The following is a 20,006-nucleotide window of genomic DNA, read 5'->3' on the forward strand; positions in this document are numbered from 1 at the left end:
CCTGTGGCAGACACAGTTGAGAACGCCGTCAGCACCCCCGACGTCGAACAGCCCTGGGCCGAGTTGGGGTTGTCCGCCGACGAGTACCAGCGCATCCGGGAGATCCTGGGACGCCGCCCGACCGGCGGCGAGCTCGCCATGTACTCGGTGATGTGGTCGGAGCACTGCTCGTACAAGTCGTCCAAGAAGTACCTACGACGCTTCGGCGACCTGCCCCAGCGCACGCCGCTCGGCCCGCTGCTGGCAGGCATCGGTGACAACGCCGGCGTCGTCGACATCGGCAACGGACTGGCCGTCACGTTCAAGGCGGAGTCCCACAACCACCCGTCCTATGTCGAGCCCCATCAGGGCGCAGCCACAGGAGTCGGCGGCATCGTTCGCGACATCATGGCCATGGGTGCTCGCCCGGTCGGCGTCATGAATGCCCTGGCCTTCGGTCCCTTGGACCGTCCCGACACGGCCCGAGTACTGCCCGGCGTCGTTTCCGGCATCGCCGACTACGGAAACTGCCTCGGCCTGCCGACGATCGGCGGTCAGACCCTCTTCGACCCCACCTACTACGGCAACCCGCTGGTCAACGCGCTGTGCGTCGGAGTGCTGCGTCACGAGGACCTACAGTTCGCCAAGGCCTCCGGTGTGGGAAACCTCGTCATCCTCTTCGGTGCCGCGACGGGTGGTGACGGCATCGGTGGTGCGTCGATCCTGGCTTCCGAGTCCTTCGCCGCCGAGGGGGAGTCCAAGCGGCCCAGCGTCCAGGTGGGCGACCCCTTCATGGAGAAGCTGCTCATCGAGTGCACCCTCGACCTGTTCAATGCCGGCGTCGTCGAGGCCCTGCAGGACTTCGGTGCGGCCGGTATCTCGTGCGCCACCTCGGAGCTGGCCAGCGCCGGCGATGGTGGCATGCACGTCGAGCTCGACCGCGTCCCGTTGCGCGACCCCAGCCTCGCTCCCGAGGAGATCCTCATGAGCGAGTCCCAGGAGCGGATGGCCGCCGTCGTGCGTCCGGACCAGCTCGACAAGTTCATGGAGATCTGCGAGCACTGGGGAGTGGCCGCCACCGTCATCGGCGAGGTCACCGACACCGGCCGTCTTCACATCGACTGGCACGGCGAGCGGATCGTCGACGTCGATCCGCGCACCGTCGCCCACGACGGTCCGGTCCTCGACATGCCCGCGGCTCGCCCGTGGTGGATCGACGAGCTCAACGGGAATGACGCCAACAACCTTCTGCGCGACAACTCAGGAGAGGGCCTGGCAGGTGCTCTGCTGGCTCTGGTCGGTTCTCCTCACCTGTGCGACCGCTCCTGGATAACCGACCAGTACGACCGCTTCGTGCGTGGCAACACGGTGCTGGCCCAGCCCCACGATGCCGGCATGATCCGCGTCGATGAGGAGACCAACCTCGGCATCGCGCTGTCCCTGGACGCCAATGGTCGTCAGACCACCCTCAACCCATACCTGGGTGCCCAGCTGGCTCTGTGCGAGGCCTACCGCAACGTCGCCGTCAGCGGCGCGACCCCGGTGGCCGTCACCGACTGCCTCAACTACGGATCCCCGTACGACCCAGACGTCATGTGGCAGTTCGACGAGACCATCCTCGGTCTGGTCGACGGCTGCCGCGAGCTTGGTGTGCCGGTCACCGGCGGCAACGTCTCCCTGCACAACCGCACCGGTGACGAGTCCATCCGGCCCACCCCGCTCGTCGGCGTCATCGGTGTCATTGACGACGTTCGTACCCGCATCCCCTCGGCCTTCGCCCACGATGGCGATGCCCTCCTGCTGCTCGGCACCACGAAGTGCGAGTTCGGCGGATCGGTGTACGACGACGTCATCCACGCCGGTCACCTCGGGGGCATGCCCCCGATGCCCGACCTCAACGCCGAGAAGTCCCTGGCCGCGGTGATGGTGGAGGCTGCGAAGCGCGGTCTGCTCTCCAGCTCCCACGACCTGTCCGACGGTGGCCTGGCCCAAGCTCTCGTGGAGAGCTGTCTGCTGAGCGGACTCGGGGTTTCCGTCACCCTGCCCGAGGGAGAGCCCTCGGTGATGCTCTTCTCGGAGTCCCCAGCTCGCGCTGTCGTCTCGTTGTCCGGTGCCGACTACCGCGAGTTCAAGGAGCTGTGCCAGGAGAACGGTGTACCGGTCGCTCGCATTGGTGAGGTCATCGATCACGGCGAGTTCGAGGTCAACGGGCTGTTCAGCCTGTCCCTCGACGAGATCGAGCGCACTTGGCGCAAGCCGATCCCGACTGCCATGGGAGAGTGACGGGAATTTCCTGGCCCGGCCGACAGCGTCAGCACAGTCTGTGATCGAGCAGGTTTGACGGTTCTCTCGTTGCCATGGCGCACCTCCCGTGCGAAAAGCGCACGTCGCTGGATCACCTTCAGATTCGTGGAACGTCGTGCACTGCCTCCATCAGCGCAGCCAACGGCGCCGCCGCTTTGAGGTTCTTCTCACGCCACTCCTCGTCGGGCTGGGATGCTGCGACGATTGCGCCGCCGGCACCGACCGTTACCCGCGACCCCGTTCGGACTACCGTCCGTATCACGATGCTAAGGTCGGCGGTGCGATCGAAACCGAGATATCCCAGGATTCCCGAATAGATCCCTCGGGCGCCGACCTCCAGAGCGTCCAGGATCTCCACGGACCGTTCCTTCGGTGCCCCGGTCATCGATCCACCAGGGAAGGTCGCTCGCAGTACGTCGACCAATCCGACGTCCTCACGTAATCGTCCGCGCACCGTGGTCACCATCTGGTGCACCGTTGCATATGACTCGATCGCCATCAGACGTGGTACCTCCACCGTGCCTGGTCGGCACACGCGCGACAGGTCGTTGCGCACCAGATCAGCGATCATGAGGTTCTCGGCGCGGTTTTTCGCGTCAGTTTGTAGATCGACAACTCTCTGGGCATCCTCCATCGGATCATCGCAGCGGGCCATCGTCCCCTTGATCGGCTTGGACTCGGCGATGCCGTTGCGTACTTGCAGGAACCGTTCCGGGGATGAGGAGCACACCTCCACACGCGGGCTGGTGAACCGAAGATACGCCCCGTAAGGGGCTGGGTTTCGACGCCGCAGTGCGCGGTACAACTGCCAGCCGTCCACGTCGCACCGGGAGGTCCACGTGTCGGTGAGACAGGCCTCGTACGAGTCACCGCGCGTCAGCGCCTGCTGGATTGCGGTGACACGGTCCTGGTAGCCCCCTCGGCTGAGTCGCCACGCCCCTTCCACGGGCACGGTTGCCGGTGTGGGTCCTTCGTTGTCATCTGGTCGCTCCACCAGTGTCACAGCTAGTGCGTCCAACAGATCAGCGGCCTCACTGCAGTCTGGCGTGTCGCGGTCGTCCAAGGCCAGGAGGTGAGCGTGGTGCCGGTAGCGGTCGTATGCAATCCAGCTGGCCGGACGCAGCCACATGGCATCGGGCAGTTCGCTGCAGTGCGCATTCGGACCCAAGGTCAGCGCCTTGCACTCATAGCCCAGGAAACCGACATAGCCACCTGCGAATGGGATGGCGCCCAGTTCCGGGTCCCCCGGTGATACTCCATCTGCAAGACGACGTTCCAAGAAGTCCAGCACATCTCCAGACTGGGATCGCCCGTTGGCCGTCAATGTGTTTGTGACGACGTCGTAACTGACCAGTTCGGACGCCGCACCTAACGCCGTGCCCATGACACTCCAACGGCCGGTGTCGCCACGCGTGGCGGCCGAGTCCAACCAGAGGGCGTCACCGTCGCCAGCGAGGCGGCTGAAGGTGGCTTCTTCGTCGAGGTCGATTTCGACCCCGCGGTGGTGGATTTTCCACCGTGCCGTAGTTCGGGGACGCTTTCGTGACTGGATGTTGCGCGGTTCGCGTTTTTCGTGCACCTCGCTGCGTCGCGGCTGGCTGTCAATCGCCAGGAAGTTTGTCACTAACTGACAACCGACCTGCGTCATGACCGACTCTGGGTGGAATTGCACACCCCAATGCGGTCGGTCGGCAACCTTGAACGCCATGATGGCGCCATCCTCAGCGCGAGCGTGTTCGACGATCTGATCACCCAACGTGGTCAAGCACAGCGAGTGGTACCGAGTCGCCTCGAAATCTTGCGGTAACCCGGCGAAGATTCCGCGCCTGGAGTGATGAATTCGGCTGACGATGCCGTGATGGGGCCGAATGGTCTGCAACTGGGCACCGTGACGTAACCCGAGGCCTTGGTGGCCCAGGCACACTCCGAGCAGGGGGAGTTTGTTGGAGGCGTCGATCACCTGGCCGGCGATCTTGAAATCCTTGTCGTTGTGCGGGGTGCCAGGTCCTGGCCCGATGACCACGTGGTCGAATTCGCCGTCAGCCAGTCGGCGGAGGATCCCTTCACGCTCGACCTCCTCAGTGCGGACCACCACTGGCTCGATCCCGCTGACTTCGGCCAACAGGTGTGCCAGGTTGAAGGTGAAGGAATCGTGGTTGTCGACCAGCAGGATCACGGGCCCTCCTCGGTGACATCCGCTGCAGTGCAAGAGCAATAGCACAAGGATAGGGGCCGCTTCCCGAGACGTGCTTGGCATCGTGGCGTGGTGGGGGAGGAGGACACGCTCATAATTTATGATGACTGTATCGTCAATATACGATCGGCTTACGCCCCGGGCGATAAAGGCAAGAAACCAGAAGAGCCTCGTCGCCGACGGATGGTCGTCAGCGAAGGGTGGGTACCTTGACCCCGACCTCACCGCTGACTATCTGCGTCGTTCCGCGACGTTGGCCCTGGACGCTCGAATCAAAGCTAGAGAGAATCAACCGCACCAGGCCAATATCAAGGACCCGGCACAAGCTAGGCACTTGACCGACTTTTTCGCGTGGACCGCCTGGGACGGCCGTGGATCGACCTGGCTACAGCTATTCGTACACAAACAACTGGCCGGCAGACCCGATCGTGGTGAACCGTCCAACGGCCGACATGGTCGTCTGGTCGGTGTCGTCCGCGAGGAGGTGGCGTTGGGTGTCACTTACATGGACCTCATCCTCTACTCAGCCGGTGGGGTGCTCGGTACCATGCACCACCTGTACTTCTCGTGCCCCCGAGCGCGCACATGGCCATCGGCACCTTCTTCTCGGCCGCGAAGGCCATCCCACTGACGTTCCTCACGGTCGAGGCGTGGGGATTCATGCAGCTTGGAGCCCGGCGTGAGTCGCGGTCGTCGACGCCGTTCCTGCCTCGCTGGACGGTGATGTTCCTTGACGATCCCGCCTCAGGAGATCATCACCCGCGACAATGTCCCGGCTTGTGTCAACCCCGTCGTCCCGTTCAGCGTGACGGGACCTCATGGATGCTGTCATGAATGTGGAGAATTACGCGATAGCGAGGAGCCAGATTGCTCAGACGACGTTGTGAAGCGTCCTAGGCCGGGCGGATCTCGACACCTTCCTCGCCCATCGGGAGGAACTCAACACGGACCTCCGTGAGATCATCGAGGTGCAGACGCACTCGTGGGGCGTCGATGTATCCATTGTGGAGATCAAGGACGTGGAGATCCCGGAGGCGATGCAGCGGGCCATGGCCCGTAAGGCGGAGGCAGAGAGGGAGCGGTGGGCGAAAGTCATCAACGCACGCGGCGAGATGCAGGCGTCCGGCGAGGTGCCGCAGGCAGCCGACGAACTCTCGAAGAGCCCGACCTCACTGCAGTTGCGGTATCTGCAGATGCCTCTTGAGCTGGGAGCCAATCAGAATTCGACGGTCGTGTTCCCATTGCCCATGGATATCCTCGCCCCCTCCTTCGCAAGGGTCACGGGAACTGACCGATGGGGGCTCCAGCCTTCGGGGCGGTCGGGTCCCACCTGCCTCCATGGGGGTCCTGACTGCCCGAGGTATGGAGCAGCCGGGTATGTAACCGCCTCATAATCCGACGGTGAGGCACGGAGGCGACCCTACACTTTGATCATGGATCTTTCTCATGCTCTCAAGAACCTGTCTGCCAAGGTTGATTCCGGTTTCGACGATGCTGTTGCGCAACTCACCCGTCACGTCGCGGTGCAGTCGATCAGTTCACAGAAACCCGACGATGTGAGGTCCGGAGCCGAATTCGTCGCAGCTGCCGCCAGGGAGGCTGGTGCCGCCGACGTCAACGTCATCACCGAGAATGACGGGCTGCCGGCTGTCATCGCTCACTGGCCTGCCCCCGAGGGCAAGCCCACCGTTCTGCTGTACTCCCACGGTGACGTCCAGCCAACCGGCAACCTCGACGAGTGGCACACCGACCCCTTCGTCGCCACCACCAGGGGAGAGCGTCTCTTCGGGCGTGGCACCGCTGACGACAAGGGTGGCGTCGCTGCCCACCTGGCTGCCATCCGTGCCTTCGACGGCAAGCCGCCGGTCGGCGTCATCCTCTTCGTCGAGGGTGAGGAGGAGATCGGCTCCCCCTCCATGGAGGCGATCATCGCCGGCCACAAGGAGGAGCTGGCCGCCGACGTCATTGTCATCGCCGACTCGGTCAACTGGACCCAGGGCGTGCCCTCCCTGACGACCACCCTGCGTGGCGTCGTCGACTGCGTCGTGGAGGTCTCCACCCTCGACCACGCGCTGCACTCCGGCCAGTTCGGTGGCATCGTCCCCGACGCCCTGACGACCCTGTGCCGTCTCATCGCGACCATGCATGACGAGACTGGTGAGGTTACCGTCGACGGTCTCAAGGGATTCGCCGGGCCGGAGCTGGACTACCCGGAGGATCGTCTGCGCGAGGAGACCGGTGTGCTGGACGGAGTCCAGTGGGTCGGTCGGGGACGCGCCGTAGAGAAGATGTGGACCAAGCCGTCGGTCACCGTCGTCGCCATCGACGCCACCCCGGTCAAGGACGCCATCAATATCCTGCCGGCAACCGCTCGCGCCAAGATCAGCCTGCGCGTCGCCCCTGGCCAGGACGCCGGCGAGGCCATGGAGGCTCTCGTCAAGCATCTGGAGACCCACGTCGAGTTCGGCGCCCACGTCAAGGTGACCCGTGGTCAGCTCGGTCAGCCGGGCATCGTTCCTTTCACCGGGAAGCGGGCCGAGATCGCCAACGAGGCCTTCAATCTGGCCTGGGGTCAGGAACCCGTCGAGATGGGTACCGGCGGCGCCATTCCCCTTGTGACCGATCTGCAGAATGCGTTCCCGCAGGCGACCGTCCTCGTGACGGCCGTCACCGATCCGGAGTCGCGCATGCATGGCATCGACGAGTCCCTGCACCTGGGTGACTTCCGCAAGGCCATCCTCACCGAGGCACTCATGCTCGCCGGCCTGGCGGAGTGAGCTGGCGCGAGTTCCACCGAAAGGCGTTCCCGCGTAGAATGGCCCTGCTGTCGGCTGTGCCGGTCAGCAGGGCCTGGGGCGTCCGACGGAACCATCTCTTGTCCGAGTGACGGTCACCGGGGCTCGCGTCAGAAGGGTGGGCAGACGCGGACAGCCAGTTGTTCCCGTCACAGAGAGGCCTGCCCATGTCGTCCGGCTCCGTGAGCTACCGAACTCTGTTCTCCCTGCCAGGCGGCACCTTCGTCACCGTCTCCGCCCTGGCTCGTCTGCCCCTGGCCATGAGCCAGTTGGGCACCCTGTTGCTCGTCTCCAGCCCGCAGGTGGCGGGACGACTGGGCCCTGGTGGTCTGGCCGCGGGCATCGTGGCCCTGGCCATCGCCGTCGGCTCTCCCATCTTCGGCGCCCTGACCGACCGTCACGGTCAGCGCACAGTGCTGCTGGTGCAGTCCGTGGTCGGTGGATTCGCTCTGATCGCCGAAGGAATGGCTGCCGAGATGGGAGCCACCTGGCCGATCGTGGCCACCATCGGAGGCGTCGCGGGATTCTTCATGCCTCAGATCGGCACCATGGCGAGAGTTCGCTGGCGGGCCATGGGAGCGGTGAATCCCAACATCGAGGCGGGGGTGCTGGAGACCTCCTTCGCGTGGGAGGGATCCGTTGACGAGGCCGCCTTCGCCCTCGGACCGGCCTTGGTCGGAATCCTCGCGGTGCTTGCGGGCCCCGTCCCTGGCCTCCTCGTCGCCGGTTCCATGTTGTTGGTGCTGGGCAGTTGGTTCGCCCTGGACCCGACGTCAAAGCTCGTCGAGGTGCACCGTGGCGGGACCGACCGTTCGGGAGTCTCGACCCCGTCGGGGCGTCGTGCTCCCGGCCCGTTGTTCACTGCTGGTGTGTTGGCCACCTGCGTCGGCATGATCTTCATGGGCATGGTCTTCGGGTCCGTCCAGACCGGAACCACCAGTCTTGCCACGGAGGCGGGGCGGCCTGGTCTGGCGGGCCTGCTGCACGCCCTGTTGTCGGTCGGCAGTGCGGCTGCCGGTCTGGCCCTGCCGAGGTTGGCCAGACGCCTCGACCTCGTCGCAAGGTGGAAGCTCTTCGCCCTGGGGCTGGCGGTGTTCGCAGCCCCGCTGCTCGTCGTCCATCACCTCGGCCCGCTGGTCCCGGCCCTGATCGTCCTCGGCATGGCTGCGGCACCGTACATGATCACCCTCTACAGCGTCGCGGAGCGATCGGCGTCCGCCGGACGGATCGGTACCGTCATGACCCTCATGGCGGCCGTGAACAGCCTCGGTTATGCCTTCGGGACAACGATGGCCGGACGCCTCGCCGACTGGGGAGGTGGCACCCAGGCTTACGCGGTGACCTTCGGTGTCGGTGTCGCGGCGACCCTGCTGGCCGTCCTGGTGGCCAGGAGGGTGACCCCGGTCAGGGGCTGAGTCCTGCTCTGACGGGTTGCCCCGACGCTCCTGAAACCTGTTCCACAGTCACCATCGGCCAGTGTGCGATACCGTGGCCTCGTGCCGCGCGCAGACGGAAGGCTTACCGCAGACCTCGATCCCCACGACCATGGACCCCAGGACGCCTGTGGCGTCATCGGGATCTATGCCCCTGGTGAGGAGGTGTCCAAACTCACCTATTTCGGCATGTACGCCCTGCAACACCGAGGCCAGGAATCCGCTGGCATGGCGGTGTCGGACGGTCGCCGAATGATGGTCTTCAAGGACATGGGACTGGTCTCCCAGGTCTTTGACGAGGCCACCCTCAACTCCCTCCGGGGCCACATGGCCGTCGGGCACACCCGATACTCGACGACAGGTGCGAGCGTCTGGGACAACGCCCAGCCGACCTTCCGCTCTCGTCAGGGTGGTGGCGGTCTCGCCCTGGCCCACAACGGTAACCTCACCAACACCGACGCCCTCGAGGCCCTCATCGTCGAGCGCGCGCCGAACACCGATGTTCCTCACAAGGACCGGATGGACTCCAGCAACGACACCTCGCTGGTCACCGCTCTCATGACGACCTACGACGGCACCCTCGAAGAGGTCGCCGCCCAGGTGCTGCCTCACCTCAAGGGGGCCTTCAGCCTCGTCTTCATGGATGACCACACCCTGTGTGCCGCCCGCGACCCGCAGGGAATCAGGCCGCTCGTGCTGGGCCGCCTCTCCAGCGGATGGGTGGTCGCCTCCGAAACTGCTGCCATTGACATCGTCGGCGGCACCTTCGTCCGCGAGATCGAGCCCGGCGAGATGATCGCCATCGATGCCGCCGGTCTTCGCACCAGTCACTTCGCCGAGGCCCGTCCCAAGGGCTGCATCTTCGAGTACGTCTACCTGGCCCGTCCTGACACCGTCATTGCCGGGCGACGCATTCACAACGTCCGCGTCAAGATCGGCAAGATCCTGGCCCAGGAACACCCCGTCGACGCCGACCTCGTCATCCCGGTACCCGAGTCCGGCACTCCGGCTGCCATCGGCTATGCCGACGAGTCCGGCATCCCCTACGGCATGGGTCTGGTCAAGAACTCCTATGTCGGCAGAACCTTCATCCAGCCCTCCCAGACCCTGCGCAACCTTGGCATCCGTCTCAAGCTCAACCCGCTGCGTGACGTCATCGAGGGACGCCGCATCGTCGTCGTCGACGACTCCATCGTGCGCGGTAACACCCAGCGACAGCTCGTCCGGATGTTGCGCGAGGCGGGAGCTGCCGAGGTGCACGTGCGCATCTCCTCCCCACCGGTGGAATGGCCCTGCTTCTACGGCATCGACTTCGCCACTCGTGCCCAGCTCATCGCCCCTGGTCTGGAAGTCGAGGACATCTGCCGATCCATCGGCGCTGATTCGCTGGGCTATGTCAGCCTGGAGGGTCTCGTCCGAGCCACCCACGTCGATGCCGACAACCTTTGCCGGGCCTGTTTCGACGGTGTCTACCCCGTGCAGGTGCCTGCATCCGCACGAGACGTCGTCGCCGATGCCACCCATACCGATCCCGATGAGGAGAAGCAGTGAGCAACGAGTCCGCCTACGCCCGTGCCGGCGTCGACATCGAGGCCGGTGAGCGTGCCGTCGACCTCATGAAGGCCCACGTGGCCGCCACTCGTCGTCCGGAGGTTCTCGGCGGCCTGGGCGGCTTCGCTGGTTTCTTCGACGCCTCCGCGCTGGGGAAGTACCGTCATCCGGTGCTGGCCACCTCCACCGACGGTGTCGGTACCAAGGTCGCCATCGCCCAGGCCATGGACGTCCACGACACCATCGGCTTCGACCTGGTCGGCATGCTCGTCGACGATCTCGTCGTGGTGGGCGCGGAGCCGTGGTTCGTCACCGACTACATCGCCTGTGGTCGCGTCGATCCGAACCGGATCGCGAATGTCGTCAAGGGCATCGCTGCTGCTTGCGCCAAGGCGGGCTGCTCACTGCTCGGCGGCGAGACGGCCGAGCATCCCGGCCTGCTGGCCCCCGAGGAGTACGACGTCGCAGGTGCCACCACCGGGGCCGTCGAGTACGACGAGATCCTCGGCCCGCAGCGGGTCCAGGAGGGTGACGCCCTGCTGGCGGTGGCCTCCTCGGGGCTGCACTCCAACGGCTACTCGCTGGTCCGCAAGGTGTTGCTGGCTGACGCCGGTTGGACCCTTGATCGTCACGTCGACGAACTGGGACGCACCCTCGGCGAGGAATTGCTGGAGCCCACCACCGTCTATGCATCCGACCTGCTGGCCCTCGTCCGTCAGGTCGAGGTGCACGCGATGAGCCACGTCACAGGTGGGGGACTGGCCAACAACCTCGCCCGCGTCCTTCCCGACGACCTCGTCGCGACTGTTGACCGGTCGACATGGACTCCTGCTCCGATCTTCACCCTCGTCCAGCAGGTGGGCGACGTCTCGCAACCTGATATCGAGGCAACTCTCAACATGGGCGTCGGAATGGTCGTCGTCATGCCAGAGGCGAACATCTCCGAAGCGATCGAGGTGCTTGCCGGTCGCGGTCTTTCCGCATGGCAATGCGGTCATGTTTCCCGTCGTGGCGGACCCGACGAACCGGGGGCGGTGCTGGTTTCGAGCCATTCTCGCAGTTAGGCCGTTCGCCCGGAAATGAATCTTGTGGTGGCCCACTTTGGTACCGGGGTCATCGCTCGGGTAGCCTGTGCCCCACGACAGTTGATGATTTTGGGCGGCAAAGCCGCTATTGATGAAGCGAGGGGGTCGACCCACATGGGGCGCGGCCGTGCAAAGGCGAAACAGACCAAGGTTGCCCGCGATCTGAAGTATCGCTCGGTGAACATGGATCTCGAGTCACTGGAGCGAGAGCTAAGAGGCGACAATCGTCAGCAGGAAGATCCTCATGACGAGGACGGCCTGTCTGACGAGTATGCCGATCTTGCTGAGAAGTACGCCCACTACGGCGAGGACGACTGAGCCGGTAACGCGGCCATGAGGTGGCTCAACGACCCCCTGATCGACGGGTTTGAATATGCCCGGATCGGGCTCCCACACGCAGCCAAGTCCGTCGGAGACCCCGACGGACTCCTGACTGCTTGTGTGGTGCGTCGTCGTGAGCCACGTCATGGCCGCGCAATGCTGTACGTCCACGGCTGGTCAGACTGCTTCTACCAAGCCCACCTTGCCAAGACGGTGGAGGGCTGGGGATATGACTTCCTCGGTCTCGACTTGCGTCGGTATGGACGGAACCTTGTCCCTGGCCAGATGGCTGGTTGGGTGCGTGATCTCGCCGAGTACGACGAGGAAATCAACGCAGCGGTGTCATTGCTGCGCGCTGACCACGACTCGGTGACGATGATGGGCCACTCCACCGGAGGGCTCACCGTACCTTTGTGGGTCTCACGCCACCCGGGACGTGTCGACGGGGTCATCCTCAACTCCCCGTGGATCGATCTGCAGGGGTCATTCCTCGCCAGGGCTCTGGCTGGACCGCTGGCCCGGTCAGTGCGCATCGCGGAGCCCACCACTGTGCTGCCCATTCCATCACGAGACAACTTCGGCCGCACCATCCGTCGTGAATTTGGCGGTGAATGGGATGTTCCCGAGGTGAAGGACCCGTCCTGGGCGCCATTCGTCATTCGTGCCGGCTGGTTGGCTGCCATTCTTGACGGCCATCAGGCGGTGGCCCAAGGGCTTCACATAGACGTCCCGATGTTGGTGCTGATCTCGGATCGCAGCGACCTGTCCGCGACCTGGAAGCCGTCCATGAGGTCAGCCGACACCGTTCTCGACGTCGAGAGGTTGGCCCGTGCCTCGGTCAATCTGGGACGCCATCTCACCTTGGTCCGTGTCCGGGGTGGGCTGCACGACGTGGTGCTTTCCGCGCCGTCAGTGCGAGCCAACGTTTTTGCGGAGATGGAGCGGTGGGTGGGCGCATATTTAGCGTGAAATCTCACATCCACCAGTTTCTTGAGCGTCGTTAACATTTTTGTGTCAAACTTCCCTTGCTGGGCACCGTCGTCCAGCAGGTGCAGATCAACTCCGCGGCACTGAGGCCGGGGGATGGGGTCTGACCGAACCACACGGAGGTTTGGAATGTACGCGAAGAAGATCGCAGCCCTTGCGACGGCATCGATGCTCGTCCTGGCCGGCTGCAGCTCGACCACGACTGACGAGAGCGGGAGCAAGGAGTCGACGACGACGTCCTCGTCAACCCCGAAGGCAGGCGGAGCCGGCGGCGAGGTCGGCGTGTTCACCTGGTGGGCCGACGGCTCCGAGGCGAAGGGTCTCGACGCCCTCGAGAAGATGTTCGCCGAGAAGTATCCGAACGACAAGTTCAAGAATCTGGCCGTCGCGGGCGGATCTGGCTCGAACGCCAAGGCCAAGCTGGCTTCCGACCTCAAGAACGGCAACCCTCCGGGCTCCTTCCAGGGCCACGCCGGTGCTGAGCTGACCGACTACATCGACAACGAGCAGATCGAGCCTGTTGACGGCATCATCAAGGAGCTCGGTGGGGAGTCGGTCTTTCCGAAGACCCTCACCGATCGTCTGACCGTTGACGGCCACATCTATTCGGTGCCGGTCGACATCCATCGCGCCAATGTCGTGTGGGCCAACTCAGTTCTGCTCAAGAAGGCTGGCATCACCAAGACCCCGACGGACGTCAAGGGCTGGATTGCCGACATGGAGAAGGTCAAGGCCTCCGGCGTCGCCACCCCGCTGTCCGTTGGTGGCACCTGGACCCAGACCGAGCTCTTCGAATCCATCCTGGCTGCCGATCTGGGTGCCGACGGCTACAACAAGCTGTTCACCCCGGACGGCAAGTGGGACAGCCCCGAGGTCAAAACCGCCATCGAGGATTACAAGAAGGTCCTCACCTCCACCAACACCGCCTCCGACGGTGACGACTGGCCGGCCGCGACCGACATGGTTGCTTCTGGGAAGGCGGCCTACAACGTCATGGGGGACTGGGCCGTCGCCGAGTTCGACATGAAGGGCAAGAAGTACGGCACCGACTACACCGCCTTCGCGGTGCCTGGCAAGGAGATCGTCTACGACTTCCTGGCCGACTCCTTCACCCTGCCGACCGGCACCAAGAACTCCGAGGCCACCAAGGACTGGTTGCGCTTCGTCGGTTCCGCCGAGGCCCAGGAGTCCTTCAACAAGATCAAGGGATCCATCCCGGCCCGTACCGACGTCAAGCCGGACGGATTCAGCAAGTACCAGCAGGACGCCATGAAGGACTTCAAGGACCTGCCGATCGTCTCCTCGATCGCCCACGGTGCTGCTGTCTCGTTGGCCTGGAGCTCCGAGATCAACACCGCGATGAGCAAGTTCTACCAGGACAAGAACACCGACAACCTGGCCTCCTCGCTGGCGGCCGCACACGACAAGTACGGCAAGTGACCGTCTGATTCCGGCGCGACTGGTGTGGGGCTCGTGCTGGCCGGCCCCACACCACGCCGGAGGCGCTGCTCCTGACATCTCGTCGTGCTGGTGGTGAGACGGCGTCAGGAGTTCGTGCACGCCTTCAGGGCACTTTGTCGTAGTTGTCACCCCCAGAATCCGGGAGATTTCATCATGAAAAGAGTGAGACGCTGGCTTCCAAGCTTTCTCCTCGTACTGCCGTCAATCATCCTCGTCGGTATCTTCGTCTACGGCTTCATCGGAAAGACCGTCTTCACTTCGCTGGTTCGGGTCAAGACCAAGTCGGGACGCATCAAGGCGCCCGGTGGCTGGGAGAACTACTCCCAGTTGTTGGCCGACGGTCGCTACCAGCACGCCATGTGGAACCTCTTGGTCCTGACGGTGGTCTTCGTTGCCGGAACCATGGTCTTCGGCCTCTTGTGGGCTCTCCTGTTGGAAAAGGGCGTCACCGGTGAGGGCTTCTTCCGGTCGGTGTTCCTGTTCCCGATGGCCGTCTCATTCGTGGCTGCCGGCGTCATCTGGCGGTGGTTGCTCTCCCCGGCCAAAGATGGTCAAGCCACCGGTCTCAACCAGCTCTTCGTCCATCTGGGGATGCCCGGCTTGCAGTCGTCGTGGTACTCATCCGGGAAGTTCAACATGGCTGCCATGGCCGTCCCAGCGATCTGGCAGCTATCGGGCTACATCATGGCTCTCTTCCTGGCTGGGTTCCGTGGCATCTCCGAGGACCAGCGTGAGGCGGCACGGGTCGACGGAGCCTCCGAGTTCAAGCTCTACTGGAATGTGCTGTTCCCGCAGCTCTCGCCGATCGCCCTGAGCGCCCTCATCATCGTTGGGCACATGTCGATGAAGATGTTCGACCTCATCTACGCCATTGCCGGCCAGAGCTCCTACACGGCTGAGGTGCCTGCCACCTTGATGTGGACCCAGATGTTCCAGCTCAACAACCCGACGGCAGCCGCCGCCAACGCGACGATCCTGTTGGTCATCGTGGCCGTGGTCGTCGTGCCTTACCTGATCTACACCAACCGCACTGAGAGGGGAGGACGCTGATGACCACCACAGTGCTTCCGGGCGAGGCCAGCGTGCCTCCCAATGCCACCCTGCCCGGTGACGCCCTGACCGACATGCCGAAGCGTCGTCGCCGTCGCACCCCTGCCCAGAAGACCATGGGTGCGGTCCGCTACGTCCTTCTGGTGTTCTTCGCAGTACTTGTTCTCACTCCCGCCTACGCCCTGCTCGTGACGAGCTTCAAGACGCCATCCGGCTACGATCAGTCAACGGCGTGGAGGTTGCCTCGAGTGTGGTCCGTGGGCGGCTGGCAGGCCGCTTGGGACGCCCTGGCTCCTGCCATGGGACGGTCCCTCGTCATGGCTGTGCTGGCAGCCATCCTCTCGGCCATTCTGGGATCCCTGAATGGTTACGTCTTCGCGAAGTGGAAGTTCCCTGGATCCCACGTCATCTTCGTGCTCTTCCTGTTCGGAATGTTCATTCCCTACCAGGCCATCATGATCCCGTTGTCGGGCATGATGCTGGACATTCAGCAGGGAGCTCCGTGGTTCGCCGGTATTCCCACCCTGATCTTGTGTCACGTTGTCTACGGCATCCCGATCTGCACGCTGATCTTCCGCAACTACTACGCCACCGCAGTGCCCTCGGAGATCATTGAGGCGGCTCGTGTGGACGGTGCTGCCACGATCTCGACCTACGCCAAGATCGTCCTTCCGGTGTCGATTCCCGGCTTCGTCGTGACCCTCATCTGGCAGTTCACCAGCGCATGGAATGACTTCCTCTTCGCGCTGTTCCTGACGAACCAGAACAATGGTCCGGTCACCTTCGGTCTGAACGCCCTGGCGTCCGGGCAGAACCCGAACTACCCGCAGATCATGGCTGGCGTGCTCGTCGCCTGCCTGCCGACCCTGCTGGTGTACATCGCTCTGGGCAAGTACTTCGTGTCCGGTCTCATGAGTGGATCGGTGAAGTGATTCGCTGACGCATCCTCCTGGGGATGTGACGAAGGGCAGGCGAGATTGTCGCCTGCCCCTTTCGAGTTGTTGAACGTGCACGTTCCATGACTCGCGGTCTCTCCGGGCTGTCGAACCTTGAATGGGGCCATCAGCGCTGGTTCTGAAGCGGTAGCGGTAGACGCTCTTGGCCACGAGTTCGGGATCGGACCCTGCCGAGGACTTCGAATGCTGGAGGTCAGAGACGACGCTGGGGGAAGAGCGACGTAGTAGTTACACAGAACCGATGAGATTCACCGTCGTCGAGGTTCCTGAGCCGCTTTCGTGGACGATATTGAACCCGCTGGGCGCAATGCGCGACGGGATTGGCGCCGAGGATCCTGGCAGGGAAGCCGTGAGGCCACAGAGTCAGTCAAGATATGACTTGTATGAAGGACCAGGCGGAAGCTGAGCGGTCTGCAGCATTACAGAACGTTCTTTGGGGTGGCCGGGACCGGGGTCGAACCGGTGACCTTTCACTTTTCAGGCGAACGCTGCTACCAACTGAGCTACCCGGCCATCGCGTCCATGCAAAGGTCTCATGAACACGAAAGCGGTGATGAACTCATCACCGCTTCAGCGACCCCGATGGGACTTGAACCCACGACCTCCGCCGTGACAGGGCGGCGCGCTAACCAACTGCGCTACGGGGCCTTGGCTCTTTCGAGTCCTGACCGCTGCCTCAGGCAGCTCGAGAAATATAGCAAGGTTTTGGGGTGGAAGGGAAATCGAGTCCGGAATTGAGGCTCAAAGACGCTGTGACTAGGGGTGTTACTTCCTCTCTACGACGCTGTCCGCAGTGCTGTCTTGTTCACTCTGAGTGAACATAATGAGATGCTTTCGGGGTGGAGATGGTGCGGAATGGACTTCGAACAGTGAGTGTCCAGACGGTGTCGAGGACTTCGACACTCTAGGAGACGAGGGGGATGGGGTGCGATGGGGAGTGTGGTCACGTGAGAAGGCGTCCGTAGAGCATGAAAAGGCCCTGTACCGAATTCGGTACAGGGCTCTGGACGTATCCCGGACGGGATTCGAACCCGCGTTGCCGCCTTGAAAGGGCGGTGTCCTAGGCCTCTGGACGACCGGGACTCAGCGGATGCGGACCAATGGCGACCGCCGAACTAGACCATCATATCTAGGTCACATCACAGGCGAGAAATCGGCGGCTCGAAATTCTGACCGCCGGGGTCTCCGGCAAGCCAGAAATTACACACGCCGACAACTCCTTTGAGGGTTGCCGGCGTTGCGGTGGTTCAGTCGAGGATGTTCGAATTAATGCGAAGTGGGTACAACGAGGAGTAGATGGAGGTGAGGTGTACTCCAGCACGTGGGTTCGCTGCTTCCACTATCTGCCCGTTACCGACGTAGATGGCGACGTGACCGCCGCCTGGCTTGGCAAAGAGGTCTCCTGGCTGGATCTCGTCCAAGGAAATGCGATGGCCACGCGCGATCTGCGACCCTGAGTAGTGAGGCAGATAGATTCCAGCCTGCTGGTACGCCTTCAACACCAGGCCGGAACAATCGAAGCCGATTGGACCCTCGCCTCCCCAGATGTAGGCCTTACCCACCTGCGCCTTGGCGTAGTTGACAATGGCGGCCCGGGCGCTACTGGGTGAAACTGAAGGGCTGGGTGTGGGTCTGGGTGTGGGTGTTGGTGTGGGGGTGGGCTTGGCGGTGGTGGTGAGGTACTTGTTGGAGGCCCACAGGTTGTGGCCGTGGTAGTTGACCTGTGTCCAGATGCCAGTGGTGCGTCCGGTGGTGGTGAGGGCGGTGCCGCGAGTCACGGAGGTGGCGACCGAGGCGCTCATTGATGCGCCGTTGCGCAGGTTGAGGTTGGCGGTCGTGTAGACGGTCGTGGTCTGGGTTGGTTTTGGTGTGGGTGTTGGTTTGGGGGTGGGCTTGACGGTGGTGGTGCTCAGGTAGCGGGAAGCCACCCAGCGATGGACGCCGTTGTAAACGACCTCGCTGAATCCCTGGGAGGTCCGACCGGTGAGGCCGACCTTCTCGCCGGGGGAGAGTATCCCCACCTTGGTGGTCTGCATGGAGTGCCCTGCTCGGACATTGACGTACGTCGTCGCCTGGGCGAACCCAACCGGAGAGCTGGATGCGGAGGGGTTCGGGGTCGAAGGGCGCCAGGCGACCGATGACAGGTAGTGATGGTCAACGTAAGCCGTGTGGCCGCGGTAGGCGACCGGGACCCACCCATTTACGGGCGTGCCGGTTTGATTAAGCTGCTGGCCTCTCTCGAGCACGCCCAGGATCCTTCCGTGGACGCCTGCCTGGGACCTGATGTTGACGGCGGTGCGAGCCGACACACGGGCCATGACCGCGGTCTTGGAGGCTTGTGCCTGGGGGGCGAAGAACTGACTTCCGCTGATGGCGAGACCAGCGGTGGCCAGAGTCGCGACCCCGGCCCGAAGTGGGCGCACTACACCCATGGAACTGACTCCTTTCGGCGTGTGGACCCGCCTCCATTCGAGGAGCTCCTGACTCTTCCCCGGATCCGTCCACCGATCCAGTCAGGAACGCCTCTCGTGACAAGGACATTCAAGGTGGCGAAAACGGTTTCGTCCACTCAGTTGGGGGGCTTATATGTCCACGTCAACGCGACACGCCGAGGAAGGGCTGAGAATCTCAAAGATGTTATTCAGGATTCGAGAGAACTGCCGAAGGTTTTCTAATCTGCATTGACTAGGGGCGATACCGTTGGCATTAGTAAGGGTGTCGGGAGGCGGCGTCGTCAGAATGGCGAGTCTAAGGACCTTCTGCCAACTCTGAAGTAACGGTTGACACTTGTGGGTAGGCATCGTCAGGCCTCGTGGAAGGTATGTTGGACAGACCGTGGACAGCGGCAGGTTCCTCGGCCACCTCGCACCGACATGGGCGTGTCGCTACACTAGGGGAGCCCCCGTAGCTCAGTTGGTTAGAGCAGCGGACTTTTAATCCGCGGGTCCTGGGTTCGAGTCCCAGTGGGGGCACTGGACCACAGCGAATCTGATGGCTGCCATGTGGTGGGCATCGTGTCGCACCCATGGTGCCTTTCTGCACAGAGGTTCTCTTTACCACGCATCCTTCCTGTGCAAGCCCTCCCCCCGATAGTCTTGGCCTCATGAGAGATCCTGCAGACATCGAGTGCTGGCTGACCGACATGGACGGCGTGCTCGTCCACGAGAACCATGAGGTGCCTGGCGCCAGCGATCTCATCAATCGATGGGTCGACACCTCGAAGCGATTCTTGGTTCTGACCAACAATTCCATCTTCACTCCGCGGGACCTGGCTGCTCGGATGCAGGCTTCGGGCCTGACGGTGCCGGAGGACAACATCTGGACCTCTGCGCTCGCGACCGCGCATTTCCTGGCTGACCAGCATCCCGGTGCCCGCCTCTACGTCATTGGTGAGGCAGGGTTGACGACGGCTCTGCATGAGGCCGGGTTCATTCTCACCGACACCGACCCCGACTATGTCGTCCTCGGAGAGACCCGTACCTACTCCTTCGAGGCGATCACCAAGGCCGTCCGGTTCATCGTCGACGGTGCACGGTTCATCTGCACCAATCCGGATGCCACTGGCCCGACCAAGGAGGGCCCACTGCCCGCCACCGGCGCGGTCGCGTCGATGATCGAGGCTGCCTCGAAACACAAGCCGTACATTGTCGGAAAGCCGAACCCGATGATGTTCCGCTCTGCCCTGAACCGCATCGAGGCTCATTCCGAGACCACCGCCATGATCGGTGACCGGATGGATACCGACATGGTTGCCGGTATGGAGGCTGGTCTGCTGACGGTCTTGGTGCTCTCGGGCATCACCAAGCGTGAGGACGTTGACCACTACCCCTACCGCCCGAACATCATCCTCGACTCGGTGGCGGACCTTCACGAGCTCATCTGACCTGGTC

13 protein-coding genes, 4 tRNA genes and 2 pseudogenes are annotated in these 20,006 nt (G+C 63.4%); 14 read left to right on the top strand and 5 right to left on the bottom strand.

Annotated elements, in window-relative coordinates; genetic code table 11:
- The first annotated feature begins 3 nt into the window (after nt 1-3).
- Nucleotides 4-2,262 (top strand): phosphoribosylformylglycinamidine synthase subunit PurL, encoded by a 2,259-nt coding sequence (gene purL / locus PALO_RS01095; protein WP_015582099.1) that lies wholly within the window; start codon nt 4-6, stop codon nt 2,260-2,262.
- 118 nt (nt 2,263-2,380) lie between these two features.
- On the opposite strand, the gene pabB is transcribed toward purL, so the two are convergent.
- Nucleotides 2,381-4,459 (bottom strand): aminodeoxychorismate synthase component I, encoded by a 2,079-nt coding sequence (gene pabB, locus PALO_RS01100; RefSeq protein ID WP_015582100.1) that lies wholly within the window; start codon nt 4,457-4,459, stop codon nt 2,381-2,383.
- A 166-nt stretch (nt 4,460-4,625) separates the two neighbouring features.
- Here pabB and PALO_RS11770 point away from each other — a divergent pair.
- The 11 genes and pseudogenes from PALO_RS11770 to PALO_RS01155 all read left to right on the top strand — a co-directional run.
- Nucleotides 4,626-5,209 (top strand): annotated as a pseudogene (locus tag PALO_RS11770) (hypothetical protein); the annotation flags it as partial.
- Nucleotides 5,205-5,768, top strand: a pseudogene (locus PALO_RS12435) (SPFH domain-containing protein); the annotation flags it as partial. The pseudogenes PALO_RS11770 and PALO_RS12435, both read left to right, overlap by 5 nt.
- 142 nt (nt 5,769-5,910) lie before the next feature.
- Entirely contained in the window at nt 5,911-7,254 is a 1,344-nt protein-coding gene (locus PALO_RS01115; RefSeq protein ID WP_015582102.1) for a dipeptidase, read from the top strand.
- Nucleotides 7,255-7,439: 185 nt separating this feature from the next.
- Nucleotides 7,440-8,687 carry an MFS transporter gene (locus PALO_RS01120; RefSeq protein WP_015582103.1) on the top strand — a complete coding sequence of 416 codons (1,248 nt, stop codon included), beginning with the start codon at nt 7,440-7,442 and terminating at the stop codon, nt 8,685-8,687.
- An 81-nt stretch (nt 8,688-8,768) separates the two neighbouring features.
- On the top strand, nt 8,769-10,256 hold the full coding sequence (gene purF / locus PALO_RS01125; protein ID WP_004809169.1) for an amidophosphoribosyltransferase: 1,488 nt from the start codon (nt 8,769-8,771) through the stop codon (nt 10,254-10,256).
- Nucleotides 10,253-11,320, top strand: coding sequence for a phosphoribosylformylglycinamidine cyclo-ligase (gene purM, locus PALO_RS01130; protein WP_004809168.1), 1,068 nt, complete (start codon nt 10,253-10,255; stop codon nt 11,318-11,320). Before purF ends, purM begins: the two co-directional genes overlap by 4 nt.
- Before the next feature lie 135 nt (nt 11,321-11,455).
- Nucleotides 11,456-11,659, top strand: a complete 204-nt coding sequence (locus PALO_RS01135; protein WP_023033181.1) for a DUF3073 domain-containing protein — start codon at nt 11,456-11,458, stop codon at nt 11,657-11,659.
- Between the two features lie 15 nt (nt 11,660-11,674).
- Nucleotides 11,675-12,631 (top strand): alpha/beta hydrolase, encoded by a 957-nt coding sequence (locus PALO_RS01140; RefSeq protein ID WP_004809165.1) that lies wholly within the window; start codon nt 11,675-11,677, stop codon nt 12,629-12,631.
- Nucleotides 12,632-12,778: 147 nt separating this feature from the next.
- On the top strand, nt 12,779-14,089 hold the full coding sequence (locus tag PALO_RS01145) for an ABC transporter substrate-binding protein (RefSeq protein WP_015582105.1): 1,311 nt from the start codon (nt 12,779-12,781) through the stop codon (nt 14,087-14,089).
- A 174-nt stretch (nt 14,090-14,263) separates the two neighbouring features.
- Nucleotides 14,264-15,160 carry a carbohydrate ABC transporter permease gene (locus PALO_RS01150; RefSeq protein WP_004809160.1) on the top strand — a complete coding sequence of 299 codons (897 nt, stop codon included), beginning with the start codon at nt 14,264-14,266 and terminating at the stop codon, nt 15,158-15,160.
- Nucleotides 15,160-16,092 carry a carbohydrate ABC transporter permease gene (locus PALO_RS01155; RefSeq protein ID WP_015582106.1) on the top strand — a complete coding sequence of 311 codons (933 nt, stop codon included), beginning with the start codon at nt 15,160-15,162 and terminating at the stop codon, nt 16,090-16,092. Before PALO_RS01150 ends, PALO_RS01155 begins: the two co-directional genes overlap by 1 nt.
- A 463-nt stretch (nt 16,093-16,555) precedes the next feature.
- On the opposite strand, the gene PALO_RS01160 is transcribed toward PALO_RS01155, so the two are convergent.
- From PALO_RS01160 to PALO_RS01175, 4 genes are all read right to left on the bottom strand, one after another.
- Nucleotides 16,556-16,629: transfer RNA gene (locus PALO_RS01160), tRNA-Phe, on the bottom strand.
- A gap of 61 nt (nt 16,630-16,690) precedes the next feature.
- Nucleotides 16,691-16,764, bottom strand: a tRNA-Asp gene (locus tag PALO_RS01165).
- Between the two features lie 362 nt (nt 16,765-17,126).
- Nucleotides 17,127-17,199, bottom strand: a tRNA-Glu gene (locus PALO_RS01170).
- 164 nt (nt 17,200-17,363) lie between these two features.
- Nucleotides 17,364-18,548, bottom strand: coding sequence for a C40 family peptidase (locus PALO_RS01175; RefSeq protein WP_015582107.1), 1,185 nt, complete (start codon nt 18,546-18,548; stop codon nt 17,364-17,366).
- A gap of 466 nt (nt 18,549-19,014) precedes the next feature.
- Between PALO_RS01175 and PALO_RS01180 the strand changes: the two genes are divergently transcribed.
- Together PALO_RS01180 and PALO_RS01185 are read left to right on the top strand one after the other, a co-directional pair.
- A tRNA-Lys gene (locus PALO_RS01180) sits at nt 19,015-19,088 on the top strand.
- Between the two features lie 131 nt (nt 19,089-19,219).
- Nucleotides 19,220-19,999, top strand: coding sequence for an HAD-IIA family hydrolase (locus tag PALO_RS01185; RefSeq protein WP_015582108.1), 780 nt, complete (start codon nt 19,220-19,222; stop codon nt 19,997-19,999).
- Nucleotides 20,000-20,006: the final 7 nt, after the last annotated feature.

This window comes from Cutibacterium avidum 44067, assembly GCF_000367205.1.
Lineage (GTDB): Bacteria > Actinomycetota > Actinomycetes > Propionibacteriales > Propionibacteriaceae > Cutibacterium > Cutibacterium avidum.